Below are 19,536 nucleotides of genomic sequence, written 5' to 3'. Positions count from 1 at the left end.
TATCGACTCGCTTCGCTCGCTCAGAACGACACGGGGCTCATCGAGCGGCTCGCATAGCAAGCTCGTAGGCGTCGTTGCGGGGAATGCCGAACTCGGCGGCAATCTGTTTGGCGACCTCCTTGGTGCGCAGGCCCTCCGCAACCAGCTCGGCAGTGCGCACCTCGGCCGAGGCGACAGCCGCATCGGCGCCGGCAGCCGCCTCGGCCTCGTTCGGCGCATCAATTACCAGGGCAATCTCGCCGCGAATCCCACCAGGCTCGCCGGCTCGCGCACTGAAGCGCTCGACCAGCTCGGCGGCCGTTCCGCGCGCCACCTCCTCGTGGAGCTTCGTCAACTCGCGACACACAGCCACGCTTCGCAAGGGCAGCACTTCGACGATGGCAGCCAAGGCCGCTACCAAGCGATTGGGGCTCTCGTAGAACACCAGCGCCGCATCCAAGCTGCGCAGCTCTTCCAAAACCGAACGCTGCTCCCCCGCTTTGCGCGGGAAGAAACCGCCGAAATAGAAACGCGGGCACACCGTGCCGGATGCCACGTAGGCGCACGCGGCGGCCGAGGCCCCGGGCAGCACCTCCACGGTCACGCCAGCCTCCCGCGCTGCAGCCACCAGCCGCAGCCCCGGGTCGGACACGCCGGGCATGCCGGCATCCGAGCAGTAGGCCACCACCTCGCCGGTGGCGGCCCGCTCTACCACGGACGCTGCCTTCGCCCCGATCATCGCCTCATCCAGCCGCTCCAGTCGCTTTTCGATGCCGAAATGCGCGAGCAGCTTGCCCGTCACCCGCGTGTCCTCCGCGCACACCACATCGGCCCCGCGCAGCGCCTCGAGCGAGCGCAGCGTCATATCCCCCAAGTTCCCAATAGGGGTCGGCACAATGACGAGTTTTCCGCCCATTACTCCGCGACCTCGGTGGTTTCCACTTCCACAGACTCAGCCACGGCCTCGGGCTCTTCCGGGGCCCCGTCGCGGGCGGCGTCGCGCACGGCGCGGGCCTCGGCCTCCTTCTCGGCCAAATTCGCCTTGGCCACCGCGATCATGAGCTTGATGCGGTTGAGCTGGTTCACCTCAGAGGCGCCGGGATCGTAGTCCACAGCCACGATGTTGCTCTCGGGGTAGCGGCGGCGCAGCTCCTTGATGGTGGCCTTGCCCACCACGTGGTTCGGCAGGCAGGCGAAGGGCTGGGTGCACACCACGTTCGGGCAGCCGCTTCGGATGAGCTCCACCATCTCGGCGGTGAGCAGCCACCCCTCGCCCATGGAGTTGCACAGCGACAGAATCTCACTCGCGTAGTCGGCCAGCTCGTAGATGTCCGCCGGCGGGTGGAAGCGCGCCGACTTCTCCAGGGCGTCGGTCACCGGCTTGCGCAGCTTCTTCACCGCGGCCAGGCCGATGCGGCTACCAAGCGCGCTCTTCTTCGACTTGCCGATGGGCTGCTGGAAGATGCCGCCGGCGATGCCGAACAGGAAGAACTCGATGAGCCCGGGCACCACGGCCTCGCAGCCCTCGCGCTCGATGACATCGACGATCTGGTTGTTGGCCGTGGGGTGGAACTTCACGAGGATCTCGCCCACCACGCCCACGCGCGGCTTGGTGCCCTCGCCGGTAAGCGGCAGCGTGTCGAAGTCCTCCACGATACGGCGCACCGTGCGGCGGAACTCCGATTGGCGCACGCCACGCTGAAGCTGGTGCTTGCAGGCGTCCATCCAGTAGTCGAACAGGCGATTCGCGCTGCCCGGCTCCACCTCGTAGGGGCGCGTGCGGTACAGGCACATCATGAGCAGGTCACCGTACTGCAGCGCGTAGATGGCCTGGTAGAGCATCTTCGGCGTGATCTTGAAGCCGGGATTCTCCTCGCCCAGGTCCTTGAACGAGATGGCGATGACCGGAATGTGCCCGAGCCCCACCGATTTGAGCGCCTTGCGGATGAGCGAGATGTAGTTGGTGGCGCGGCAGCCGCCGCCGGTCTGGGTGATGAGCACGGCCAGCTTGTCGGTGTCGTACTTGCCCGACAGCACCGCCTCCATGATCTGGCCCGTGACCAGGATGGACGGGTAGCAGATGTCGTTGTTCACGTATTTGAGGCCCGCGTCCACCGCGCCGTGGTCCACGGAGGGCAACAGCACCGCGTTGTAGCCGGCCCGATGGAAGATGGGCACCAGAAGCTCGAAGTGGTAGGGCGCCATCTGGGGCGCGAGGATGGTCCAGCCCTCGTCGCGCATCTGCTCGGTGAACTGCACGCGCTCAAACTCGGTGGAGGCGCCCTCGCGCTGCTCCACCTCGGCGGCGGCCACCACGCCGTCGGCCTTCTCGGTGAAGCTGGCGGGCACGAGCGCATCCAGGTTGCCCAAATCGATGCAGGCCGCGGGGCAGCCGCGCTTCTCGGCGGCGGCATCGGAAACGGCCTCGGCCTCGCGGTCGGCCTGGTCCTTCAGGGCCGCCAGCAGGCTGCGCACGCGGATGCGGGCGGCGCCCAGGTTCGACACCTCGTCGATCTTCAGCACGGTGTACACCTTGCCGGCCGCCTCCAGCACCTCCTGCACCTGGTCGGTGGTGAGCGCGTCCAGGCCGCAGCCGAAGGAGTTCAGCTGGATAAGGTCGAGGTCGCGGCGCTGGGTGACCACCTTGGCCGCCGCGTACAGGCGGGTGTGGTACATCCATTGGTCCACCACGCGGATGGGGCGCTCCAGCTGGCCCAGGTGCGCCACCGAGTCCTCGGTGAGCACCGCCAGCCCGAAGCTCGTGAGCAGCTCGGGGATGGCGTGGTTGATCTCGGGGTCCTGGTGGTAGGGGCGGCCCGCCAGCACGATGCCCCGGGTGCCGGTCTCCTCCATCCAGGCGAGGGTTTCCACGCCCTTGGTGCGGATATCGCGCTTGAAGGCCTCGTCCTCGGCCCAGCCGGCCTCCACCGCCGTGTCGATCTCAGCGCGGGTGAAGGGCGCGCCCTTCCCGTTCGCCTCGGCCGCGAAGTTCTCGGTCAGCTCCACGAACAGGCGCTCGGCCAGCTTCTCCTTGTCGTGGTAGGGCACCCAGGGGCTCACGAAGGCCACGTCGCTCTCGCGCAGCTCGTCGATGTTCAGGCGCAGCGCCTCGGGATAGCTGGCCACGATGGGGCAGTTGAAGTGGTTGCCGGCGGTCTCGTCTTCCTGGCGCTCCCACTTGGAGCAGGGCATCCAGATGAAGTCGGGGTGCTTGGCCAGAAGGTTCATGATGTGGCCGTGGGACAGCTTCGCCGGGTAGCACACGCTCTCCGACGGCATACTCTCGATGCCCGCCTCGTAGGTCTTCTTCGTGGAGGGATCGCTCAGGATGACCCGGTAGCCCAGCTTCGTGAAGAAGGTGAACCAGAACGGGTAGTTCTCGTACATGTTCAGCGCGCGCGGGATGCCCACGGTGCCGCGCGGGGCGTCCTCGGGGTCCAAGGGCTCGTAGCCGAAGGTGCGCTCGGCCTTGTACTCGAACAGGTTCGGCACGGCCGACTTCTCGGTGCCGGTGCCCAGGCTCTCGCCCTTCTCGCAGCGGTTGCCGGTGATGAAGCGGCGGTGCTTGCCCGTGGCCGCATCCACGCCAAAGTCGTTCACCGTGAGCAGGCAGGCGTTCGAGCAGCCCTTGCAGCGCACGGTGCGGTGGCTGGGAGCGAGCGCCTCGATGGCCTCAAGCGACAGAAGCCCGCTTGAGGGCACCTTCGGCCCCACGTCCGGCGAGAGCGCCTCGCTCTCGCAGCGGCGACACGCATCCTCGTAACGGTCGCGGGCCAGCAATGCGGCACCGAAGGCGCCCATATTGCCGGCGATGTCCGGACGCACGGCGTTCACCTCGGACAGCTGCTCGAAGGCGCGCAGCACCGCGTCGTTCAAGAAGGTGCCTCCCTGGACGATGACCTGGGTGCCCACATCATGCGGGTCGCGGATCTTGATGACCTTGAACAGCGCGTTCTTGATGACGGAGATGGCCAGGCCCGCGGCGATGTCGCCCACGGTGGCGCCCTCCTTCTGGGCCTGCTTCACGCGCGAGTTCATGAACACGGTGCAGCGGCTGCCCAGATCCACCGGGTTCTCGGCGGAGATGGCGGTGCTCGCGAACTCGGCCACGTCCAAGTTCAGGCCGCTCGCGAAGGACTCGATGAAACTGCCGCAGCCCGACGAGCAGGCCTCGTTCAGCATGATGTGGTCGATGACGCCGTCCTTCACGCGCAGGCACTTCATGTCCTGGCCGCCGATGTCCAAGATGAACTCCACGCCGGGCAGCATCTCCTGGGCGCCGCGCAAGTGCGCCACGGTCTCGATCTCGCCGGAATCCACCCGCAAAGCCTCAAGCAGCAGGCCCTCGCCGTAGCCGGTCACCGTGGCGTGCCCGATGGTCACGAGCGGCTCACCGGTCTTGGGGTCGCGGGGCAGCGCGCGGTAGAGCTCGGCCACGGCCGCCTTGGCGCAGCCCAGCACGTCGCCCTTGTTGGAGGCGTAGGTTGACCACAGAAGCGCGCCGTCCTCGCCGATGAGCGCCGCCTTGAAAGTAGTGGAGCCGGCGTCGATGCCGAGGAAGGCCACGCCGCGGTAGTCCGCAAGCGAGGCGCGGCGCACGCGCTCGGCGTCGTGGCGTGCGCGGAACTCGGCAAGCTCGGCTTCGTTGGCGAACAGCGGGGCCAGGCGCACCACCTCCGAGCCCTGCATATCGCCCAAGTTCTCCAGGCGCGCGAGCACGTCGGAAAGCTTCTCGGGCGCGGCCCCCTCGGCCACGCCGGCGATGGCGCAGCCGGCGGCTACGAACAGGTGGGCGTTCTCGGGCACGATGATGGCCTCGTCGGTCAGCTCCAGCGTCTCGTAGAAGCGCTTCCTCAGCTCGGGCAGGTACTGCAGGGGGCCGCCGAGGAAGGCCACATGCCCGCGGATGGGACGCCCGCAGGCGAGGCCGGAAATGGTCTGGGTGACCACCGACTGGAAGATGGAGGCGGCGATGTCCTCGCGCCGGGCCCCCTCGTTCAGCAGCGGCTGCACGTCGGTTTTCGCGAACACGCCGCAGCGGCTCGCTATGGGATAGATGGTCGTGTGATCGGCCGCCAGCTCGTTCAGGCCGCCCGCATCGGTGTTCAGAAGCGCGGCCATCTGGTCGATGAAGGCGCCCGTGCCGCCGGCGCAGGTGCCGTTCATGCGCTGCTCGATGCCGTTGTCGAAGTAGATGATCTTCGCGTCCTCGCCGCCCAGCTCGATGGCCACGTCGGTTTTGGGGATGAAGGTCTCAACGGCGGTCTTGCTCGCGATGACCTCCTGCACGAAGGCCACGGACAGCCACTGGGACAGAAGCAGGCCGCCCGAACCGGTGATGGCGATGGTCATTTCCTCGGTCGGGTACACCTCGGCGGCCTCGCGCAGCACCTCCACGATGGTGGCGCGCACGTCAGCATGGTGGCGGCGGTACACCGCCCACAGGATTTCGTCGTCGTTGTTCAGCACCGCGAGCTTCACCGTGGTGGAACCCACGTCGATGCCGATATGGAAGGGACACGCCTCGGCGGCCGCGCGAGCGGCGGCGGCATCCTCGGCAGCGCCGGCGCGGGCCTGGTCCACCTGGGTGATGCGCGGCGCGCAGGAGGCGCAGGCAGCCGGAGCGGCCTCGGCCGCAGAGGTGGAGGCCTCGGTGATGATCTCGGTGTACTTGCTGTTCTTCTTTTTCATAGGTTATCTCGCTTCCCCGTTACAGCTCGATAGATTCGCCGGGTTTGATGAAGAAGAGGCGCATGGCGATGCGGGCCATGTCCTCGGAGGTCTCAGGGCATCCGCGCTCGATCCACCGGGCGATAATGCCCAGGTAGGCGGCGGCGTAGAAGGCCACGTAGTACTCCACAAAGGGCGTGGGGTTTTGGCGGTACTTCTCGTGGAGGATGTTCTGCACCAAGTTCTCGCACACCGCCTCGCGCAGGCGCGGCCCGAAGCTCGCGTCGCCCCCGGGCCCCAGCACCGCGTGCAGGAAATCGCTCTGGGCCCGCAGGTAGTCGAACAGCTCCACCAGAAGCGGCAGGGGCCGTCCGGCCACACGGTAGGCCAGCATGTCGGCCAAGCTGACATCGTGCATGCGTCCCTGGAGAGCATCGACGTCGGCCATGACCTCGTCTTCCAGATCGGCCAGCAGATGCTCCTTGTCGCGGAAGTGGTTGTAGAAGGTGCCGCGGTTCAGATCGGCCCGCTCGCACAGGTCGTTCACCGTGACGGCATCGAAGCCGCGCTCCTCCAAAAGCGCGATGAGCGCCCCGCGCAGAGCCCGCTTCGATTTCGAGATGCGCCGGTCCTCGCAGGGGGCTGCAACGGACGGCGCGCAGGTTGCAGTGGCGATGGTCTCGTCCTTTCGCTCGTTTTCAACAGAACGGCCAAAAATGGACACTCTGTTCAATAACGTGCATTTTAACGAGTGAAGCGGGCAAGCGCAACGCTCCTGCGAGATATTTCCACGAGGACGACGGGAAGGAGACGGCATGCGCCCCGCCCCCGGCCGGATCCAGTCGCCCTGTCGTTTCGTTCAGCAACGTAGGGATTCCGTAAAAAAGAACTTCCGCGGCCCTTTTCCTGGTATCTTTTAACCTTATATTGAGGAAACACCCCGAGAAACGCACACAGTAAGGAGGCGGGCGCCCCGGCGCCGAAACCTTATGGCAAACAGACCTGGAAAGCACTCCGCACCGCTGCCCTCCCGCGGCGGCCGCCGCGGAGCCCACTCCGCCGACTTCTCCTCTTCCGGCCAGCCGGGCGGCTACAACGCCGCGGGGACCGGCCGCGGGCACGCGCACTCATCCTTCGATGGCACGGGCTTCTCCCCCAGCCAGAGCCCGGTATCGCCGGGCGCGGCTGCCTCGCGCAGCTTCGCGGCCACCGATAGCCTGGCGCGGGCCAAGGCGGCCCGCAAGAAGAGCCGCGGCAAGAAGATCGCTCTCGGCATCGCGGCGGCGCTCGCCGTGGTGGTCATCGGCGCCGGCACGGCGGCGGCGCTCTACCTCAACAACATCAACAGCACTATCCAGTCCATGGACGAGACCGAGAAGATGGAGCTCACCGAGCAGCTGGCGCCCCCGAAGGCTACCGACGGCTCCTACTACGTGGGCATCTTCGGCAGCGATGCCCGCAAGGGCGAGACGGCCAGCCGCTCGGATGTGACCATGCTCGCCCGCATCGACCCCGACAAGGGCGTGGTCGACCTCGTCTCGGTGCCCCGCGACACCATGATCGACATCGAGGGCCACGGCACCCAGAAGATCAACGCCGCCTACGCCTTCGGCGGCCCCTCGGAGGCCGTGAAAACGCTGTCCACCTTCGCCGGCGTGCCCATCACCCACTACGTGGAGGTGCACTTCGAGGAGCTGCAGGACGTGGTGAACGAGCTGGGCGGCATCCAGGTGAACGTGCCCGAGGGCTTCTACTCCGACACGAGCGGCCTGACCATCGAGGCCGGCGAGCAGACGCTCGACGGCGCCCAGGCCCTGGCCTTCGCCCGCGAGCGCCACGCCACCCGCGCCGGCGACTTCTCGCGCGCCCAGGCCCAGCGCATGATCATCGAGGCCATCGTGGAGAAGGTGCTGGACGCCTCCCCCACCGAGATCCCTGGCATCGTGGAGTCGCTCGCGCGCTGCGTGACCACCGACTACTCGGTGAGCGATTTGGTGTCGCTGGCGCTCACCTTCAAGGACAACGGCCTTACCATGTACTCGGCGGCCTGCCCCAGCTACACGCTCAACCAGGACGGCGTCAGCTACGTGGGCACCCAGTACAAGGAGTGGCAGGACATGATGCGCCGCGTGGACGCGGGACTCGATCCCAACGACACCGAGACGGAGATCCCCGAGCCCCAGGCGAGCGACACCGAGCTGGGCGCGGCCACCAACGCCATGAGCCCGCAGGACTACGAGGGCCTCATGGCCGACGCCATGACCACCGACGACGTCATCGCCGTGGACTAGCGCACCGCACCACCGAAAACGCTGAGGCGGCCCCGGCAGCTCATCGCGAGCCGCCCGGGCCGTTTCCTTGTGCGCATAGTTGTCTGAAAAGGGCGCCTCCCTACTCGGCCTCGCCGGCGCGGGAGCGCTGGATGAGGCGGCGCAGCGCGCCGATGTTGAGTGCGCCGTGCACCACCAGAAGCGCGAGAAGCACCTTGGCGGACGCGGCGTGCAAAGGCCCCCAGAAGTAATACCCCTCGGCATACAGGCCGAATGACAGCAGCACGGCGCCCGACTCCATGAGGCCCGAGAGCATCACGACCGCAACCGCGATCACGAGCGCCGCATCCAGCAGAACGCGGCCTGCTGCCCGCAGGGAGCGGCGGCCGGACAGAAGGCGCGCGACGAAATCAGCGTGCTGGGCGCCGTGAACGAGCAGGACGAGCCCCACGCCGAGCCCGAGCCACTCGTGCGGCCCGACACCCGTCAGCACGGGCAGCGACACCACGATATAAAGGGTCAGTGCCAGGGCATCTACAGCGAGCATCCTCATGACCGTCCCACCTTCCGCATAATGCCGACGAGCGCCACCACGAGGGCCACCGGCATGAGAATCCACAGGTTTAGGCTGGCATCCGACGCCTGGTGGTAGCGCGACGAGAGCGTCTCCCAGCCATGGCATTCCACCGATGCGCACGAGGCCTCCGGGCAGGTCATCTCGTGCACGCCGTCGGGCTCGGGCACATCGTCGAAGCCGTGGCACTCGCCCGACGCGCACCCCACCACCGGGCAGGGCGACTCAGCCGTGACGGGCCGCACGCTCAGCGCGTTGGGCTGCACGAGGGCCACCGCGCCCACAACGCACGCGCCGGCCAGCAGGAACACCGCCACCGTCGCAATGATCTTCCTCATAGGGCTCCTTCCTCCCTTGAAAGAAAAGGCCGCCCGCCCCACGGCAGACGGCCCGCATGTTAGAGAGACGCGCAACCGATTGGAGGGTTCGGCCCGCATCTGCGGAAAACTACTTCTCGGAGGGTCGCAGGGGAAGGAGCTTCAGACCCAGGAAGAAGATGAGGAACCCGAGGGCCACCACACCCAGCGTCACTCCGAACTCCAGCGGCGTGGGCCAGTAGACGAGGTTCGCGTAGGCGTCGGCAAGCGTGCTGTCGGCGTGGGTGATGCTCATGGAGTTCATCGCGAAGGGCAGATCGAGGTTGGTGATCTGGAAGCCGCCCACCAGCAGCTGCACGCGCTTGCAGAAGATGCCCGCGATGGCCAGCAGCGATGCCGCCACCAGAAGGCCGTTGCGACGCAGGGCCGGGGTCAGGCAGATGACGGCGCACACGGCGCAGCCGATGATCTCGAACCAGAAGTAGGGCGCCAGGGGACCTTGGGTCAGCAGGGCCACCACTTCCGCTCCGGCCCCGCCCGGGAAGCCCTCGGTGAGCAGGTCGCAGCCGAAGAAGTACAGATCCACCAGCACGAAGGCGCCGAGGAGCTTGGCGAGGCGCACCACGTTGTCCTGCTCAAGCTCGAGGTAGCCCGCGCGGCGCAGCCCGATGACGATGGTCATCACGAGCGCCGTGCCGCACACCAGGGCGGAGGAAACGAACCAGGGGGCCAGAAGGGCGGTGTGCCACATCTCGTGCCCCTGCTGCAGGCCGAAAATCCAGGCGGTCACTGAGTGCACGAGCACGGCAGTGACGAGCGCGATCACCGAGACGATGCGCAGCGCCACGGCGCTGACCTTGCCGCGCTCGGCCTGAATCTGCGCCCACAGGTACACGCACGACAGGATGAGGTAGGTGGCCAAGACGATGATGTCCCACATAAGGGGGCTGCCCAGGTTGGAGTACACGAACAGCTCCCACACGCGGAAGGGCTGGCCCATATCCACCACCACAAGGCCGATGGCGACCACCGTGCAGGCGATGGAGGAGAACACGGCGACCTTCGAGATGCCGCCGAAGCCGCGGATGCCGAGGGCCTTGGGCACCGACGAGATGATGAGGCCGCCGGCCGACAGGCCCACGAAGAACATGAAGCCCGTGATGTAGAGGCCCCAGCTGTCGAGGTTGCGCATGGCGGTCTGCACCATGCCGCCCGACAGCTGCATGAACCACAGCGCCAGACCAGCCAGCACCGCCACGGCGCTCACGCCGATGGCCACGTTCAGCGCCGGGCTCTTCACCGCGGCCGACGAGCGCTCGCCGGCGCGATCCCGCCCGCGGGGCGCCGAGAAATCGAGGTCGTCGTTGGCAAGGGCGCCGCCCTGCATATACTCAGACATAATGTCACTCCCCTCTGCTAAACGAGATAGTAGGTCGAAGGCTCGGTGCCGCGCTCTTCCAGCAGGCGCTTATGGGACCGCTCTGCAAGAAGCTGGCTCACCTCGGACGTCGGATCGTCCAAGTCTCCCCAGAAGCGCGCCCGGCCCACGCACAGGTGCATGCACGCCGGCTCAATACCCTGGGAGGTGCGGTGGTAGCAGAAGGTGCACTTCTCCACCACATGGCGCTGATGCTCGGGCGCGTCCTTGCTGCCCATGGCGTAGTCCATATGGAACGCCGGCTCTTCCCAGTTGAAGGAGCGCACGCCGTTGTAGGGACAGGCGCTCATGCACATACGGCAACCGATGCACTTGTCGTAGTCCTGGCGCACCACGCCCGTCTCGGGGTCCTTGTAGGTAGCGCCCACGGGACACACCTTCACGCAGGCGGGGTTCTCGCAGTGCTGGCACGCCACGGGGATGTAGCCGAACTGCAGGTTGTCGGGATACGACCCGCCGACCATATCGAATCCCATCTCGCCGCCGTTGTCGGTGAAGATACGGTTCCACCACACATCATTGGGCAAGTTGTTCTCGGTCTTGCACGCCATGGCGCACACGTGGCAGCCGATGCACTTCTTGGTGTCGATCACCATTCCATAGCGAGTCATTTACTTCACCTCTCCCTCGTACTTGCGTACCTCGACGAGCGTGTCATCGAACGACGTGTTCATGTGGAGCAGATTCAAATGGTCGTTGGTCAGCTCCTGATAGCTGCCCGCCACATAGGCTCCACGATGCCAGCCCTTGGGCGAGGAGACCATGCCCGGCCTCACGCCCATGTCGAATTTCGCCTTGCACACGCAGTGGCCGCGGTCGTTGTAAGCTTCGACGTAGTCGCCCTCGGCGATGCCACGCGCCTCGGCATCGACGGGATTCATGCGCAGGTAGGGCTCCGGATCAAGCTCGCGCAGCACGGGAGCGTGGTTGTACTGAGTGTGCAGGTGCCACCTTGTGCGCTCGCAGTAATGGTACAGGGGGTACTTGTCGTGCTGCTCGCTCTCGTCATAGGCCTCGAAAGGCGTATGATAGGTGGGCATATGGTAGAAGTCCTTGTCGATGGGCTTGCCGATGTTGATGCGGGCCCCGGGGTTCTCGACGTAGAATTCCAGACGGCCCGAGAGCGTAGGCCAACGCTGCTCCTCCCAGTGAATCCAATTCTCATCGCGATCGGCCAGGACACCCTTCTCCTTGAGGTTGTCGAGGTTGATGCCCAAGGGCTCGCCCTTCTCGGTATCGACCACCATGCGCATCATCTCTTCGTTGGACTTGGCATAGAAAGCCTTGGCCCCCTCGTTGTCCATGCGCTCGGCGATAGCGCGGAAGATCTCAACGTCTTCCTTCGCCTCGCCGATGGGGTCGGCCACCTTGTTCGCCATGTACAGGAAGGGCGTGTGCGAGCTGGCCTGAATCCAGTCGTACTCGAAGTAGTGGGCGCAGGGCAGCACGATATCGCTGTACTCGCAGGTCTCGGAGAACTCCATGTCGTTGGTCACGATGCAGGGAATCTTGGGAAGCACCTCTTCGATGGTCTTCTTCTGGGCCGCATAGCTGCCGACCGGGTTCGCGCCGATGTTGTAGAGAAGGCGCACGGGGAAATCCTCGCCTTTCAGCTTGCCCGTCTCCAGCACCTCGGGCAGATGGAGCCACGGCAGCTCGTCATGCAGGCTGTTGAGCCCGGTCGGGAAGGCGAGGCCGGCCATATTGATCGTCGGCTTGCTCTTTCCCAAATGGCCGATGGACGCGCCACGCTTGCCGATGTTGCCCGTGAGGGCGGCAAGGCAGGCCCAGGTCATGCCCATCTCCTCGCAGTTGTCGTACAGGTGATAGCCCGCGTAGATGGTAGAGGGCGCATCCTGGGCGTACATACGGGCGAGCTCCACGATGGTGTCCGCCGGCACCTCGGTGATTCCCTCGGCCCATTCCGGCGTGCAGGAGGCCATGTGCTCCTTGAACAGCGACCAAGCCGTGGTCACCTTCACGCCGTTTACCTCGAAGCTGCCCTCCATGGCGGGGTTGGCCACCTCGTTGATAAGGCCCCAGGCGTTCTTGTCGGCATCCCACACCACATAGTGCGCCGTCTCCTCCAGCGTCGGCACCTTGCCGGCCTTGACGCCCTGAAGCAGAAGCGTACCAAAGAAGGGGTACTCGGGCAGCTGCGCCGGACCTTCCTCGCCGAAGTCCGTCGCACGGAGGAAATGGCCGTTGTCCTCACGCACGAGGAGGGGCGCGCACGTCTTATCGCGCATGAAGTCCAGGTCGTACCACTCGTTCTCGATGATGGCATTGAGCATGGCCATGCCCAGAGCCGGGTCGGTGCCGGGCTTGATGGGCACCCACTTGGTGGCCTGCTGAGCCGCGATGGTGTAGGTGGGGTCGACGACGACCAGATTGGCGCCGGCGTCCTTGGCCTCCATGCAGAAGTGCCAGCTATGGGGCTGCGAGTTGGGCGGGTTCGTGTCCCAAATCAGAATCGTCTTGGCGTACCGGTAGTCGCCGGCCATGTTGCGCTGGTTGAAGTCCCAGCCGCTGCCGGTCACCTCTCCGATGCCGACCAAATCACCGTAGTCGAGGCACACGTCCAGCCCCTGGAACCCGAAGGCGTTCGCGAAGCCGAGGCCGGCGATCAGACCGCCGTAGGCGGCAAAGGAGTTGCCGGCCGACACGAGCACGCAGTTCGAGCGCACGCCGTAGTTCTCAGTGTTGTAGGTCAGCGCCTCGGCAACGAGACCAATGGCCTCGTCCCAAGACAGGCGCTCCCACTCGTCGCTGCCGCGGTTCTCGACATGGGGCTCCTCCAAGCTCCAGGTCTTGCGCTTCATAGGGTACAGAACGCGGTTGAAATCGTACATGCGGTTCGCATGGCTGAAACCGCGCATGCAGATGCGCTCGTAAGACGGGTACGGAAGGTCCTCGTTGGACCGGATGTTGACCATCTTGCCCTCGCGCACCGTGGCGACCATCGAGCAGTTACCCTGGCAGTTGCAGCCGCAGACGCAGACCACCTCGTGCTCGTCGGCACCCGCAGCTTCCTCGCCGGTGGTGGCAAGAGCCGTCATCGTGGTACCGCTCACGGCGGCGGCACCGGCCGCGGCGGCCGTGGTCTTGAGAAAGCTCCGGCGGGAAATGCCCTTGACCGGGGTCTTCAGCTCCGACATTGCTCCTCCTATCTCCAAATGCAGCAGAGGATCGTCCTCTGCCCTCCATTCGGGCGCCATGCATGAGCGCCCACCCTCACGCGGGGTTGGCCCCTCCCCGCTCTCACTGCGCAGTATAGTCTCTTTGTTTGTTTGTCGCAATACATTGTGACAATTATTTTTAGCTTATTCCTGCGGAGGAGGTCAGAGGAGCCAATCCTTCTTGAACCCCTGGAGGCACCGCTCGCGCGCATCGGTTGCACCGGTGTCGTCAACAAGTTGAACGGAGGCCTCATTTGCGGTCTCTACCTTCAGTTCTCGCAGAGATTGTCCCTCGTCGGCCACGATATTGAAGGACACGCACAGCCGATCGGGCTCAGAGGCAGCACAACGAGCAAGGGGCAGCCAGCGAGGATGGAATGCCAGCGATCGTCCTTCGGCATCCTCGAGAAAATGAGTGCACCCTTTCCGCTCAAGTGCTCGACGTACCGGCGCACGATCGTCGTCGAAGGCCACGACGGCCTTCAGGAAGAAATCGTCGTAATCGAAGGCGTAGCAGGGATGAATATCGGCAAAGGGCTCGTTCGTATTGCGCACCTGGGCACGGTGCTTGTTCTCCAACGAGCAGTAGTGCAGAGAGAGGCGCAGGCCCTGCTCACGCGCCCACAGCATCAGGCGCAAGCACGCCTCCTCGCTGTCCTGCACCGCCAAAGCGCCTGCATAGGTGTAGTCGAACAGCACCCGCTGGGGCGGATTGCGCAGGGTAAGGCCCAAGGACTCGAACACGGGCCAATTCCACATGGAGTAGGCGAACTCTAGCAAGTTGATACCGTCGACGCCCAGGGCATCGAGTTTTATCAGAAGCTCCTCCATGAACGGCTCGGTTCCCGGAATGACGGGCATCTCCACCATGATCGTGGGCACGCTCTCGCGCGCCCAGGCCATGCGCTCCAGCACCTTCTCCAAAAGCACCGGATCGTCATCTTGCTTGACGGAGAATCGAATTTCATGGAGTCCCGCCCGCACCAGACGGTCGATCAAATCGCGTGTCAGCAAGTCGCCCGACGTGTACAGGCGCAGGTGCGCATCGGGGAACAACTCGGCGGCGCGGGAAAAGAAGGCCACAGCCTCGTCGGCCATCAGAAGCGGCTCCCCGCCGGTCAGCGCGACACAGGCTGGAGGGCACGGTTCTGCAGCCAAGTCGTCCAGTTGGCGACGCCAAGGGAAGGGATGCTCGCACCAGTAGGCGAAATCCTCCTGGTTGGGATTGAAACAGAAGAAGCAGTCGCGATGGCAGTTGTTCGTCAGGGCGAAACTACGGCTCACGCAGGAGCCAGTGCACGCCTCGCAGGCCACGCTCATGGGCCCGAGGGCCACGCTCGCCCCGCCGTTGCGGATGCGCGCTCCCCGCTCACGAAGCTGGCGAAGCAGGCTCTCGCGCTCGCGGCGCTCGTCATCGTACGGGGCAAACGCCACGCCAGTTGCCTTGAGGGCAGCCATATGATCCGCCTCAATGCCCTCGTACAGCGCGAGAGCCGAGCGGAAACCGTCGCCGGCATCAATCCCTTTGGTTTCCCTCTCGACTGCCATCTTTCCCCCTGGACAGCATCGCCTCGACAACCCGATATGACCACGTCTACATCACAGTGTCACATTATCACAATATCTTGCGACAATAAAGACTTAAATTGACATCGCGTCGCATCCCGACGACACCACGCCGCCGGGCCAACGCGTACGGCTCCCGCCGCATCCGAGCGCAAACGAGAGCCTAGCGCATGAACTCCCGGTGGGCGAGGCGTGCCTCCACCATGGCCACGATGTCGTCGTCGGCCAAACCCGCATTCGAGCATACGCGAATCATGTCGTCGATCACCAGCTCGATGGGAGAGTCGGAGGCGGTGTGGGCGCCCAAATCGTGGCGCTCGGCCACGAAGGTGCCCCGCCCCTTCCGGGTGGAGATGTAGCCCTCGCGCTCCAGGTCCATATAGGCGCGGTTCACCGTGTTGTAGCTGATGTCCAGATCAACTGCGAGCGCGCGCACTGTGGGAAGCCGGTCGCCCGGCGCATAGGAGCCCGAGCCGATGAGGTAGGCGATGCGGTTCTTGATCTGTATCCATACCGGCAGGCCGGAGTTGTGGTCGATGGCGAAGGATTCAAGGGCGTTCATGGCATATCTCTCTCGTCGCTAACGGTCATATCCTATCAGAGTCCCCCGCCCTGTCTCTGAACCCCCTCCGCAAAACCATCGCTCACGGCCGTGGGCACCGTGACCACCGCGCTGCCCGAGCCCCTCACCGTCTCGTACTGCATGAGCATGGTGCGCAGCTTCAGGGCGGCATCGGCGTCGCCGTACACCTGGGCCGCCTCGGCGAGCATCTCCGCCAGGTCGGCCTCGGCGCTGGCCACGGTCATGCGGGCGTTGCGCTCGCGGTCGGCCTGGGCCTCCAGCGACATGACGTGCTGCAGGTCGGCGGGAATCACAATATCGCGCACCTTCACCGAGATGATATCGACACCCCAACCGGCCGCCTCCTTCTCGATATCGGCCTTTATCTCCTCGTCCAGCTGGTCGCGCCGCAGGGCCACCTCGGCCACCGTGGAGCGGCCCACCGCCTCGCGCAGCGAGGTTTGGGCGAGATACGATATGGCCGCGTAGTAGTCCTCTACCTCCACGCAGGCCTTTTCCGCATCCCACACCATCCAGAACAGCACCGCGTCGATGTTCACGGGCACCAGATCGGCCGTCAGCGTGCGCTCGGCGCGGAAGGGCGTGGCAATGGTGCGCTGGTCCACGCGGATGGTCCCGTATTCCAGAATGGGGATGGTGGCGTAGAAGCCAGGTCCCACCACACGGTTCAGCTTGCCCAGGCGCAGCACCACCACCTTCTCCCAGCCGAGCGCAATGTGCAGCGACGAGGCCGCCACGAGCGCCGCGGCCAGCGCCCCTAAGATGCACGCGAGGGAGATGCGCCCCTCCAGGGCAATGCCGCAGGCGAGCACTGCCGCCCCTGCGGCCAGAAACACCGCGACGCTGAACACGAGCGCCCCGTTGCGGGAGGACTTGCGCGGCACATAGGACGTAGCGGCGAGCATCTCGGCCTCGTTGTCGTTCCAGGGGGCAGCGGCCTCGCGCTCGCTACGGAGGGCCCTCTTGCTTCTCTTGCTTCTCGTGCTGCCGAACATCGTCTATCCCTTCCTCTCGTTCCGTTCTGAAAAAGCGTGCTCGCCTCGCGGCTCAGCCCGACGCCGTGGCGGCGGCCAGCTGGAAGGCGAGCTCGGGTGTCTGGGAGATATCGAAGGCGGCCAGGCCGGTCACGCTCACGCGCAGCGCGGCAGCGCCCAGCAGGATGCAAAAGGCAATCCAGAGGCCTTTCACGCGGCGGTCACCCGCCGGGTAGCGCCATTCCAAAACGAAGGGCGCGCCCAGACCGACGAGCACGAGCACTACCCAGAACAGCACCGCACCGTCGCCAAAGATGAGAGCCGCCGCGCCGGCTTTCGTGCCCTCGTCGGCCAACTGGCCCCCGACGAACAGCACCAGCAGCGCCGCCTCCACAAGGATGATGGCGCGGTCGGCGCGCCCGAGCCGGCGCAACGCCGAGCCGAAGGGCAGGCGCGAGTCGACGAGAGACGATACGGCGAACACCACGGCCGCGCCGCACGAGAGGGACGACAGCAGGAACAGGGCCGGCAAGACGCCCGTGCGATAGGCGAGCACCGAGGGGAGCGAGCCTAAAAGCACGCCCGTGTACGCCGCCGTGACGAGCCCGGCGGCAATAGCGGCGATCGCGGCCGCCAGCACCGGGGCCGGGCGCAGGCGCGCACCCCACCCGTTCGACGCCACGGCGAAGAACGCGGCCACGACGCTCGATGCCAGCAGGGCCCAAGCGCCCACCGTGACCACCGAGAAGCGCGGCGCGAGCCACAGGGCCACCACGCGCTCGGAGCGCCCCGCATCGGCCAGCAGGCAGAGCGAACCGGTGCCCAGCAAAAGCAGGCACAGCACCCAACCGCGCGCCAGAAGCTCGTGGGGAACCCGCAGGCGCCGCGCCCATCGCGACGAGCGCGCCCGCATCATCCCCGCACCGCTCCCGCTCGGCAGCGCGCCGTAGCGGCCGATGTTGGCGCACTCCAGAACGCCCAAGACCACGCACGCGCCCGCGCCCGCCCCGCCGAAGAACAGGTAGGCCACGGCAAGCTCGCTGAACAACCCTCTCCCCCGCCTTCCCGCGCACTGCGCATGGACGCGAATGTCATTGCCGCCAGTGTATCCCCTCTATCACTTTATCGCAAGCCATTACGATAACGCCTCTCCGAACAAGAGCCCGCCGCCACCCGATATGGGCCGCCAGCGGAAGGCGGCGCGCCCCTAGCCCGCCGCGCCTTCCAGAAAGTCCACCACGCCGCAATGGGTGTGATACACCGCGCAGCGGATTTCCAGGCCGTCTTCGGCGGCCAGGCGCGCAAGTTCCGGGCTCGCCTCCAGCTCGGCGACGGCCGCGCGGGCGTTCACCACGCTGGCGGCGTAGGGGTCGCGCACGTCGCCCAGCGCCTCGGAGATGCGCTCGGTGATGGCGGCCACGTACCCGCGCTCGCCGTCGAGGGCCGCCTTGATGGCGCCGCAGTGGGTGTGCCCCAGCACCAGCAGAAGGCGCGTGTGCAAGTGCTCGCAGGCGTACACGGCGCTGGCCAGCTCCACCGGCCCCACCACGTTGCCGGCCACGCGGATGACGAACAGCTCGCCCAGGCCCGTCATGAAGATGTGCTCGGGCACCACGCGCGAGTCGGCGCAGGTGATGACGCAGGCGAAGGGACGCTGGCCGTTCTCGAACAGGTCCTGGATGCGCTCGGGCGACAGGTCGCGCTCGTGGTCGAGCGCCGCCACATAGATGCGGTTGCCGTCGCGCAGCCGCCGCAGCGCCTCGTGCGCCCCCACATGGGCGTCACTGTCGTAATCGTCGGCCGTGTAAGCCATGTCCGTCAGCCGCTCCGCCGCCAGTCCCTCAGCGCTCTCGTCGCTCATCGCTCTCCCATCTCGCAACACGGTCTTGCTTTGCTATATTGGCCGTAGAGCAGCTACGCTGCAAAGGCCTCCTCCCCGAGCGGCCCGAAGAGGAGCCCGACGGCGCTCTAGAACGACTGCCGACGACGATCGCAGTTTTCACTGGCGCGGAGTAGATCCCTCGTCTGGTCCAGATGTCTCAGAAACAGCCTGAGGCGCACCCCATGTGCGCGCAAGGGCAATGCCGCGTTCCTCGCAATACGCTTCGCAGGCCGCTACCAGCTTCGGAAAATCATGTTGGAGCACATCCCACACAACATGCATGTCAACCGTTCCGTAGGCATGCGCCAGGCGGTTGCGCAGGCCGCTCATCTCCCGCAACTCGAATCCGTATTCGACGAATACCTGAGAAAGGCGGCCTCCTTCTTCTGCCGCGCGGAACACACGATTCGCAAGCCCTTCCCCGATGAGCGCCTCCTGGGCTGAAGCAGGCCGGACGAACTGCTCTCGGCAAATGCGCAGCTCATCGAGCTGGGCAATTGTCTGAGTTGCGATATCGTAGATCTCCTGAATACGCAGAAGGTCATTCTCTCGGGCGTTCATAGGCTACGATTCCCTCCCGTTCGATGGCGGCGACAAGATTGGCATTGCCGATATCGTCGGCGGTAAGCGCCTCGACTTCGCGACCCGTGCGACGGCCTACCGCTTTCTGGAAGCGCGCCAAATCATAGAGGCTGAAGGGTTTGTCGCGGTCAAGCTCGAGCCGGATGTCGATATCGCTCTTCAAAGTCGCTGCATCTCTCGCAAACGACCCGAACAGAATAGCACGTTTTATTGCGGAAAAATTTTGAGATTCGTTACTAATTATTTCCAATACATCGCTTTTTTGAAGAAGATCGCCACCAGTAAGGCAGTTGAGCACCTTTTCGAGCGATCGCTCGATAGCGCTCAGCCGTTCTCCGTTCAAGGCATCTTCCTCCCCCTCCATACCCCGACGAAGAAAGTGGAGGAACGCCTCGGTCTTGGTGATGCGGTGAGCCCGGGCATACTCATCGACAATCTCCACCTCACGGCGCGGCAGCCGCATAGCAACCGGCACGCGGGAATCTGCTGCAGAAGACATATGACTCCCTTTGTAGTGTATTG

16 protein-coding genes are annotated in these 19,536 nt (G+C 65.4%); 1 reads left to right on the top strand and 15 read right to left on the bottom strand.

Annotated elements, in window-relative coordinates; translation table 11 throughout:
• Positions 1-37 precede the first annotated feature (37 nt).
• Genes rsmI through VJ923_RS06960 form a run of 3 tightly spaced genes read right to left on the bottom strand, consistent with a single transcriptional unit; the run spans position 38 to position 6,325 of the window.
• On the bottom strand, positions 38-895 hold the full coding sequence (rsmI, locus tag VJ923_RS06970; protein ID WP_326439944.1) for a 16S rRNA (cytidine(1402)-2'-O)-methyltransferase: 858 nt from the start codon (positions 893-895) through the stop codon (positions 38-40).
• On the bottom strand, positions 895-5,670 hold the full coding sequence (locus VJ923_RS06965; RefSeq protein ID WP_326439942.1) for an acyl-CoA dehydratase activase-related protein: 4,776 nt from the start codon (positions 5,668-5,670) through the stop codon (positions 895-897). The genes rsmI and VJ923_RS06965 overlap by 1 nt, the downstream gene beginning before the upstream one ends.
• A 19-nt stretch (positions 5,671-5,689) precedes the next feature.
• Positions 5,690-6,325 carry a TetR/AcrR family transcriptional regulator gene (locus tag VJ923_RS06960; RefSeq protein ID WP_326440055.1) on the bottom strand — a complete coding sequence of 212 codons (636 nt, stop codon included), beginning with the start codon at positions 6,323-6,325 and terminating at the stop codon, positions 5,690-5,692.
• A gap of 313 nt (positions 6,326-6,638) precedes the next feature.
• Here VJ923_RS06960 and VJ923_RS06955 point away from each other — a divergent pair, with 313 nt between their 5' ends.
• Positions 6,639-7,940: an LCP family protein gene (locus tag VJ923_RS06955; RefSeq protein ID WP_326439940.1), complete on the top strand. Its 1,302-nt coding sequence runs from the start codon at positions 6,639-6,641 to the stop codon at positions 7,938-7,940.
• Between the two features lie 100 nt (positions 7,941-8,040).
• Here the strand turns inward: VJ923_RS06955 and VJ923_RS06950 are convergent, their stop codons facing one another.
• The 12 genes from VJ923_RS06950 to VJ923_RS06895 form a co-directional block, all read right to left on the bottom strand.
• Positions 8,041-8,472: a DUF4405 domain-containing protein gene (locus VJ923_RS06950; protein WP_326439938.1), complete on the bottom strand. Its 432-nt coding sequence runs from the start codon at positions 8,470-8,472 to the stop codon at positions 8,041-8,043.
• A complete protein-coding gene (locus tag VJ923_RS06945; RefSeq protein WP_326439936.1) occupies positions 8,469-8,831 on the bottom strand; it encodes a hypothetical protein in 363 nt (120 codons plus the stop codon). The genes VJ923_RS06950 and VJ923_RS06945 overlap by 4 nt, the downstream gene beginning before the upstream one ends.
• A 109-nt stretch (positions 8,832-8,940) precedes the next feature.
• Positions 8,941-10,209 carry an NrfD/PsrC family molybdoenzyme membrane anchor subunit gene (nrfD, locus tag VJ923_RS06940; RefSeq protein WP_326439934.1) on the bottom strand — a complete coding sequence of 423 codons (1,269 nt, stop codon included), beginning with the start codon at positions 10,207-10,209 and terminating at the stop codon, positions 8,941-8,943.
• A gap of 17 nt (positions 10,210-10,226) precedes the next feature.
• Positions 10,227-10,859 (bottom strand): 4Fe-4S dicluster domain-containing protein, encoded by a 633-nt coding sequence (locus tag VJ923_RS06935; RefSeq protein ID WP_326439932.1) that lies wholly within the window; start codon positions 10,857-10,859, stop codon positions 10,227-10,229.
• A complete protein-coding gene (locus VJ923_RS06930) occupies positions 10,860-13,406 on the bottom strand; it encodes a molybdopterin-containing oxidoreductase family protein (RefSeq protein WP_326439930.1) in 2,547 nt (848 codons plus the stop codon).
• Between the two features lie 183 nt (positions 13,407-13,589).
• Positions 13,590-14,975, bottom strand: a complete 1,386-nt coding sequence (locus VJ923_RS06925; RefSeq protein ID WP_326439928.1) for a radical SAM protein — start codon at positions 14,973-14,975, stop codon at positions 13,590-13,592.
• A gap of 181 nt (positions 14,976-15,156) precedes the next feature.
• Entirely contained in the window at positions 15,157-15,555 is a 399-nt protein-coding gene (locus VJ923_RS06920) for a GntR family transcriptional regulator (protein ID WP_223900384.1), read from the bottom strand.
• A gap of 35 nt (positions 15,556-15,590) precedes the next feature.
• Complete coding sequence (locus VJ923_RS06915; RefSeq protein WP_326439922.1) at positions 15,591-16,571, bottom strand: slipin family protein; 981 nt, start codon at positions 16,569-16,571, stop codon at positions 15,591-15,593.
• A 52-nt stretch (positions 16,572-16,623) separates the two neighbouring features.
• On the bottom strand, positions 16,624-17,598 hold the full coding sequence (gene nrfD / locus VJ923_RS06910; RefSeq protein WP_326439920.1) for an NrfD/PsrC family molybdoenzyme membrane anchor subunit: 975 nt from the start codon (positions 17,596-17,598) through the stop codon (positions 16,624-16,626).
• A gap of 159 nt (positions 17,599-17,757) precedes the next feature.
• The gene (locus tag VJ923_RS06905; protein ID WP_326439918.1) at positions 17,758-18,411 is read right to left on the bottom strand and encodes a carbonic anhydrase; all 654 of its coding nucleotides are present in this window, start codon (positions 18,409-18,411) and stop codon (positions 17,758-17,760) included.
• 138 nt (positions 18,412-18,549) lie between these two features.
• Positions 18,550-18,993: a HepT-like ribonuclease domain-containing protein gene (locus VJ923_RS06900; RefSeq protein WP_326439916.1), complete on the bottom strand. Its 444-nt coding sequence runs from the start codon at positions 18,991-18,993 to the stop codon at positions 18,550-18,552.
• The gene (locus tag VJ923_RS06895; RefSeq protein ID WP_326439914.1) at positions 18,974-19,513 is read right to left on the bottom strand and encodes a nucleotidyltransferase family protein; all 540 of its coding nucleotides are present in this window, start codon (positions 19,511-19,513) and stop codon (positions 18,974-18,976) included. Before VJ923_RS06895 ends, VJ923_RS06900 begins: the two co-directional genes overlap by 20 nt.
• Positions 19,514-19,536 lie beyond the last annotated feature (23 nt).

Origin of the sequence: Adlercreutzia shanghongiae, from assembly GCF_035830635.1 — a bacterium.
GTDB lineage: Bacteria > Actinomycetota > Coriobacteriia > Coriobacteriales > Eggerthellaceae > Adlercreutzia > Adlercreutzia shanghongiae.
The sequence above is the reverse complement of the archived record's forward strand: the minus strand, read 5'-3'. Positions and strand labels throughout refer to the sequence as shown.

Coding starts and splice junctions, on each gene's coding strand:
- rsmI (WP_326439944.1), bottom strand. CDS start 895: ATGGGCGGAAAACTCGTCATTGTGCCGACCCCTATTGGGAACTTGGGG.
- VJ923_RS06965 (WP_326439942.1), bottom strand. CDS start 5,670: ATGAAAAAGAAGAACAGCAAGTACACCGAGATCATCACCGAGGCCTCC.
- VJ923_RS06955 (WP_326439940.1), top strand. CDS start 6,639: ATGGCAAACAGACCTGGAAAGCACTCCGCACCGCTGCCCTCCCGCGGC.
- VJ923_RS06950 (WP_326439938.1), bottom strand. CDS start 8,472: ATGAGGATGCTCGCTGTAGATGCCCTGGCACTGACCCTTTATATCGTG.
- VJ923_RS06945 (WP_326439936.1), bottom strand. CDS start 8,831: ATGAGGAAGATCATTGCGACGGTGGCGGTGTTCCTGCTGGCCGGCGCG.
- nrfD (WP_326439934.1), bottom strand. CDS start 10,209: ATGTCTGAGTATATGCAGGGCGGCGCCCTTGCCAACGACGACCTCGAT.
- VJ923_RS06935 (WP_326439932.1), bottom strand. CDS start 10,859: ATGACTCGCTATGGAATGGTGATCGACACCAAGAAGTGCATCGGCTGC.
- VJ923_RS06930 (WP_326439930.1), bottom strand. CDS start 13,406: ATGTCGGAGCTGAAGACCCCGGTCAAGGGCATTTCCCGCCGGAGCTTT.
- VJ923_RS06925 (WP_326439928.1), bottom strand. CDS start 14,975: ATGGCAGTCGAGAGGGAAACCAAAGGGATTGATGCCGGCGACGGTTTC.
- VJ923_RS06920 (WP_223900384.1), bottom strand. CDS start 15,555: ATGAACGCCCTTGAATCCTTCGCCATCGACCACAACTCCGGCCTGCCG.
- VJ923_RS06915 (WP_326439922.1), bottom strand. CDS start 16,571: ATGTTCGGCAGCACGAGAAGCAAGAGAAGCAAGAGGGCCCTCCGTAGC.
- VJ923_RS06905 (WP_326439918.1), bottom strand. CDS start 18,411: ATGAGCGACGAGAGCGCTGAGGGACTGGCGGCGGAGCGGCTGACGGAC.
- VJ923_RS06900 (WP_326439916.1), bottom strand. CDS start 18,993: ATGAACGCCCGAGAGAATGACCTTCTGCGTATTCAGGAGATCTACGAT.
- VJ923_RS06895 (WP_326439914.1), bottom strand. CDS start 19,513: ATGTCTTCTGCAGCAGATTCCCGCGTGCCGGTTGCTATGCGGCTGCCG.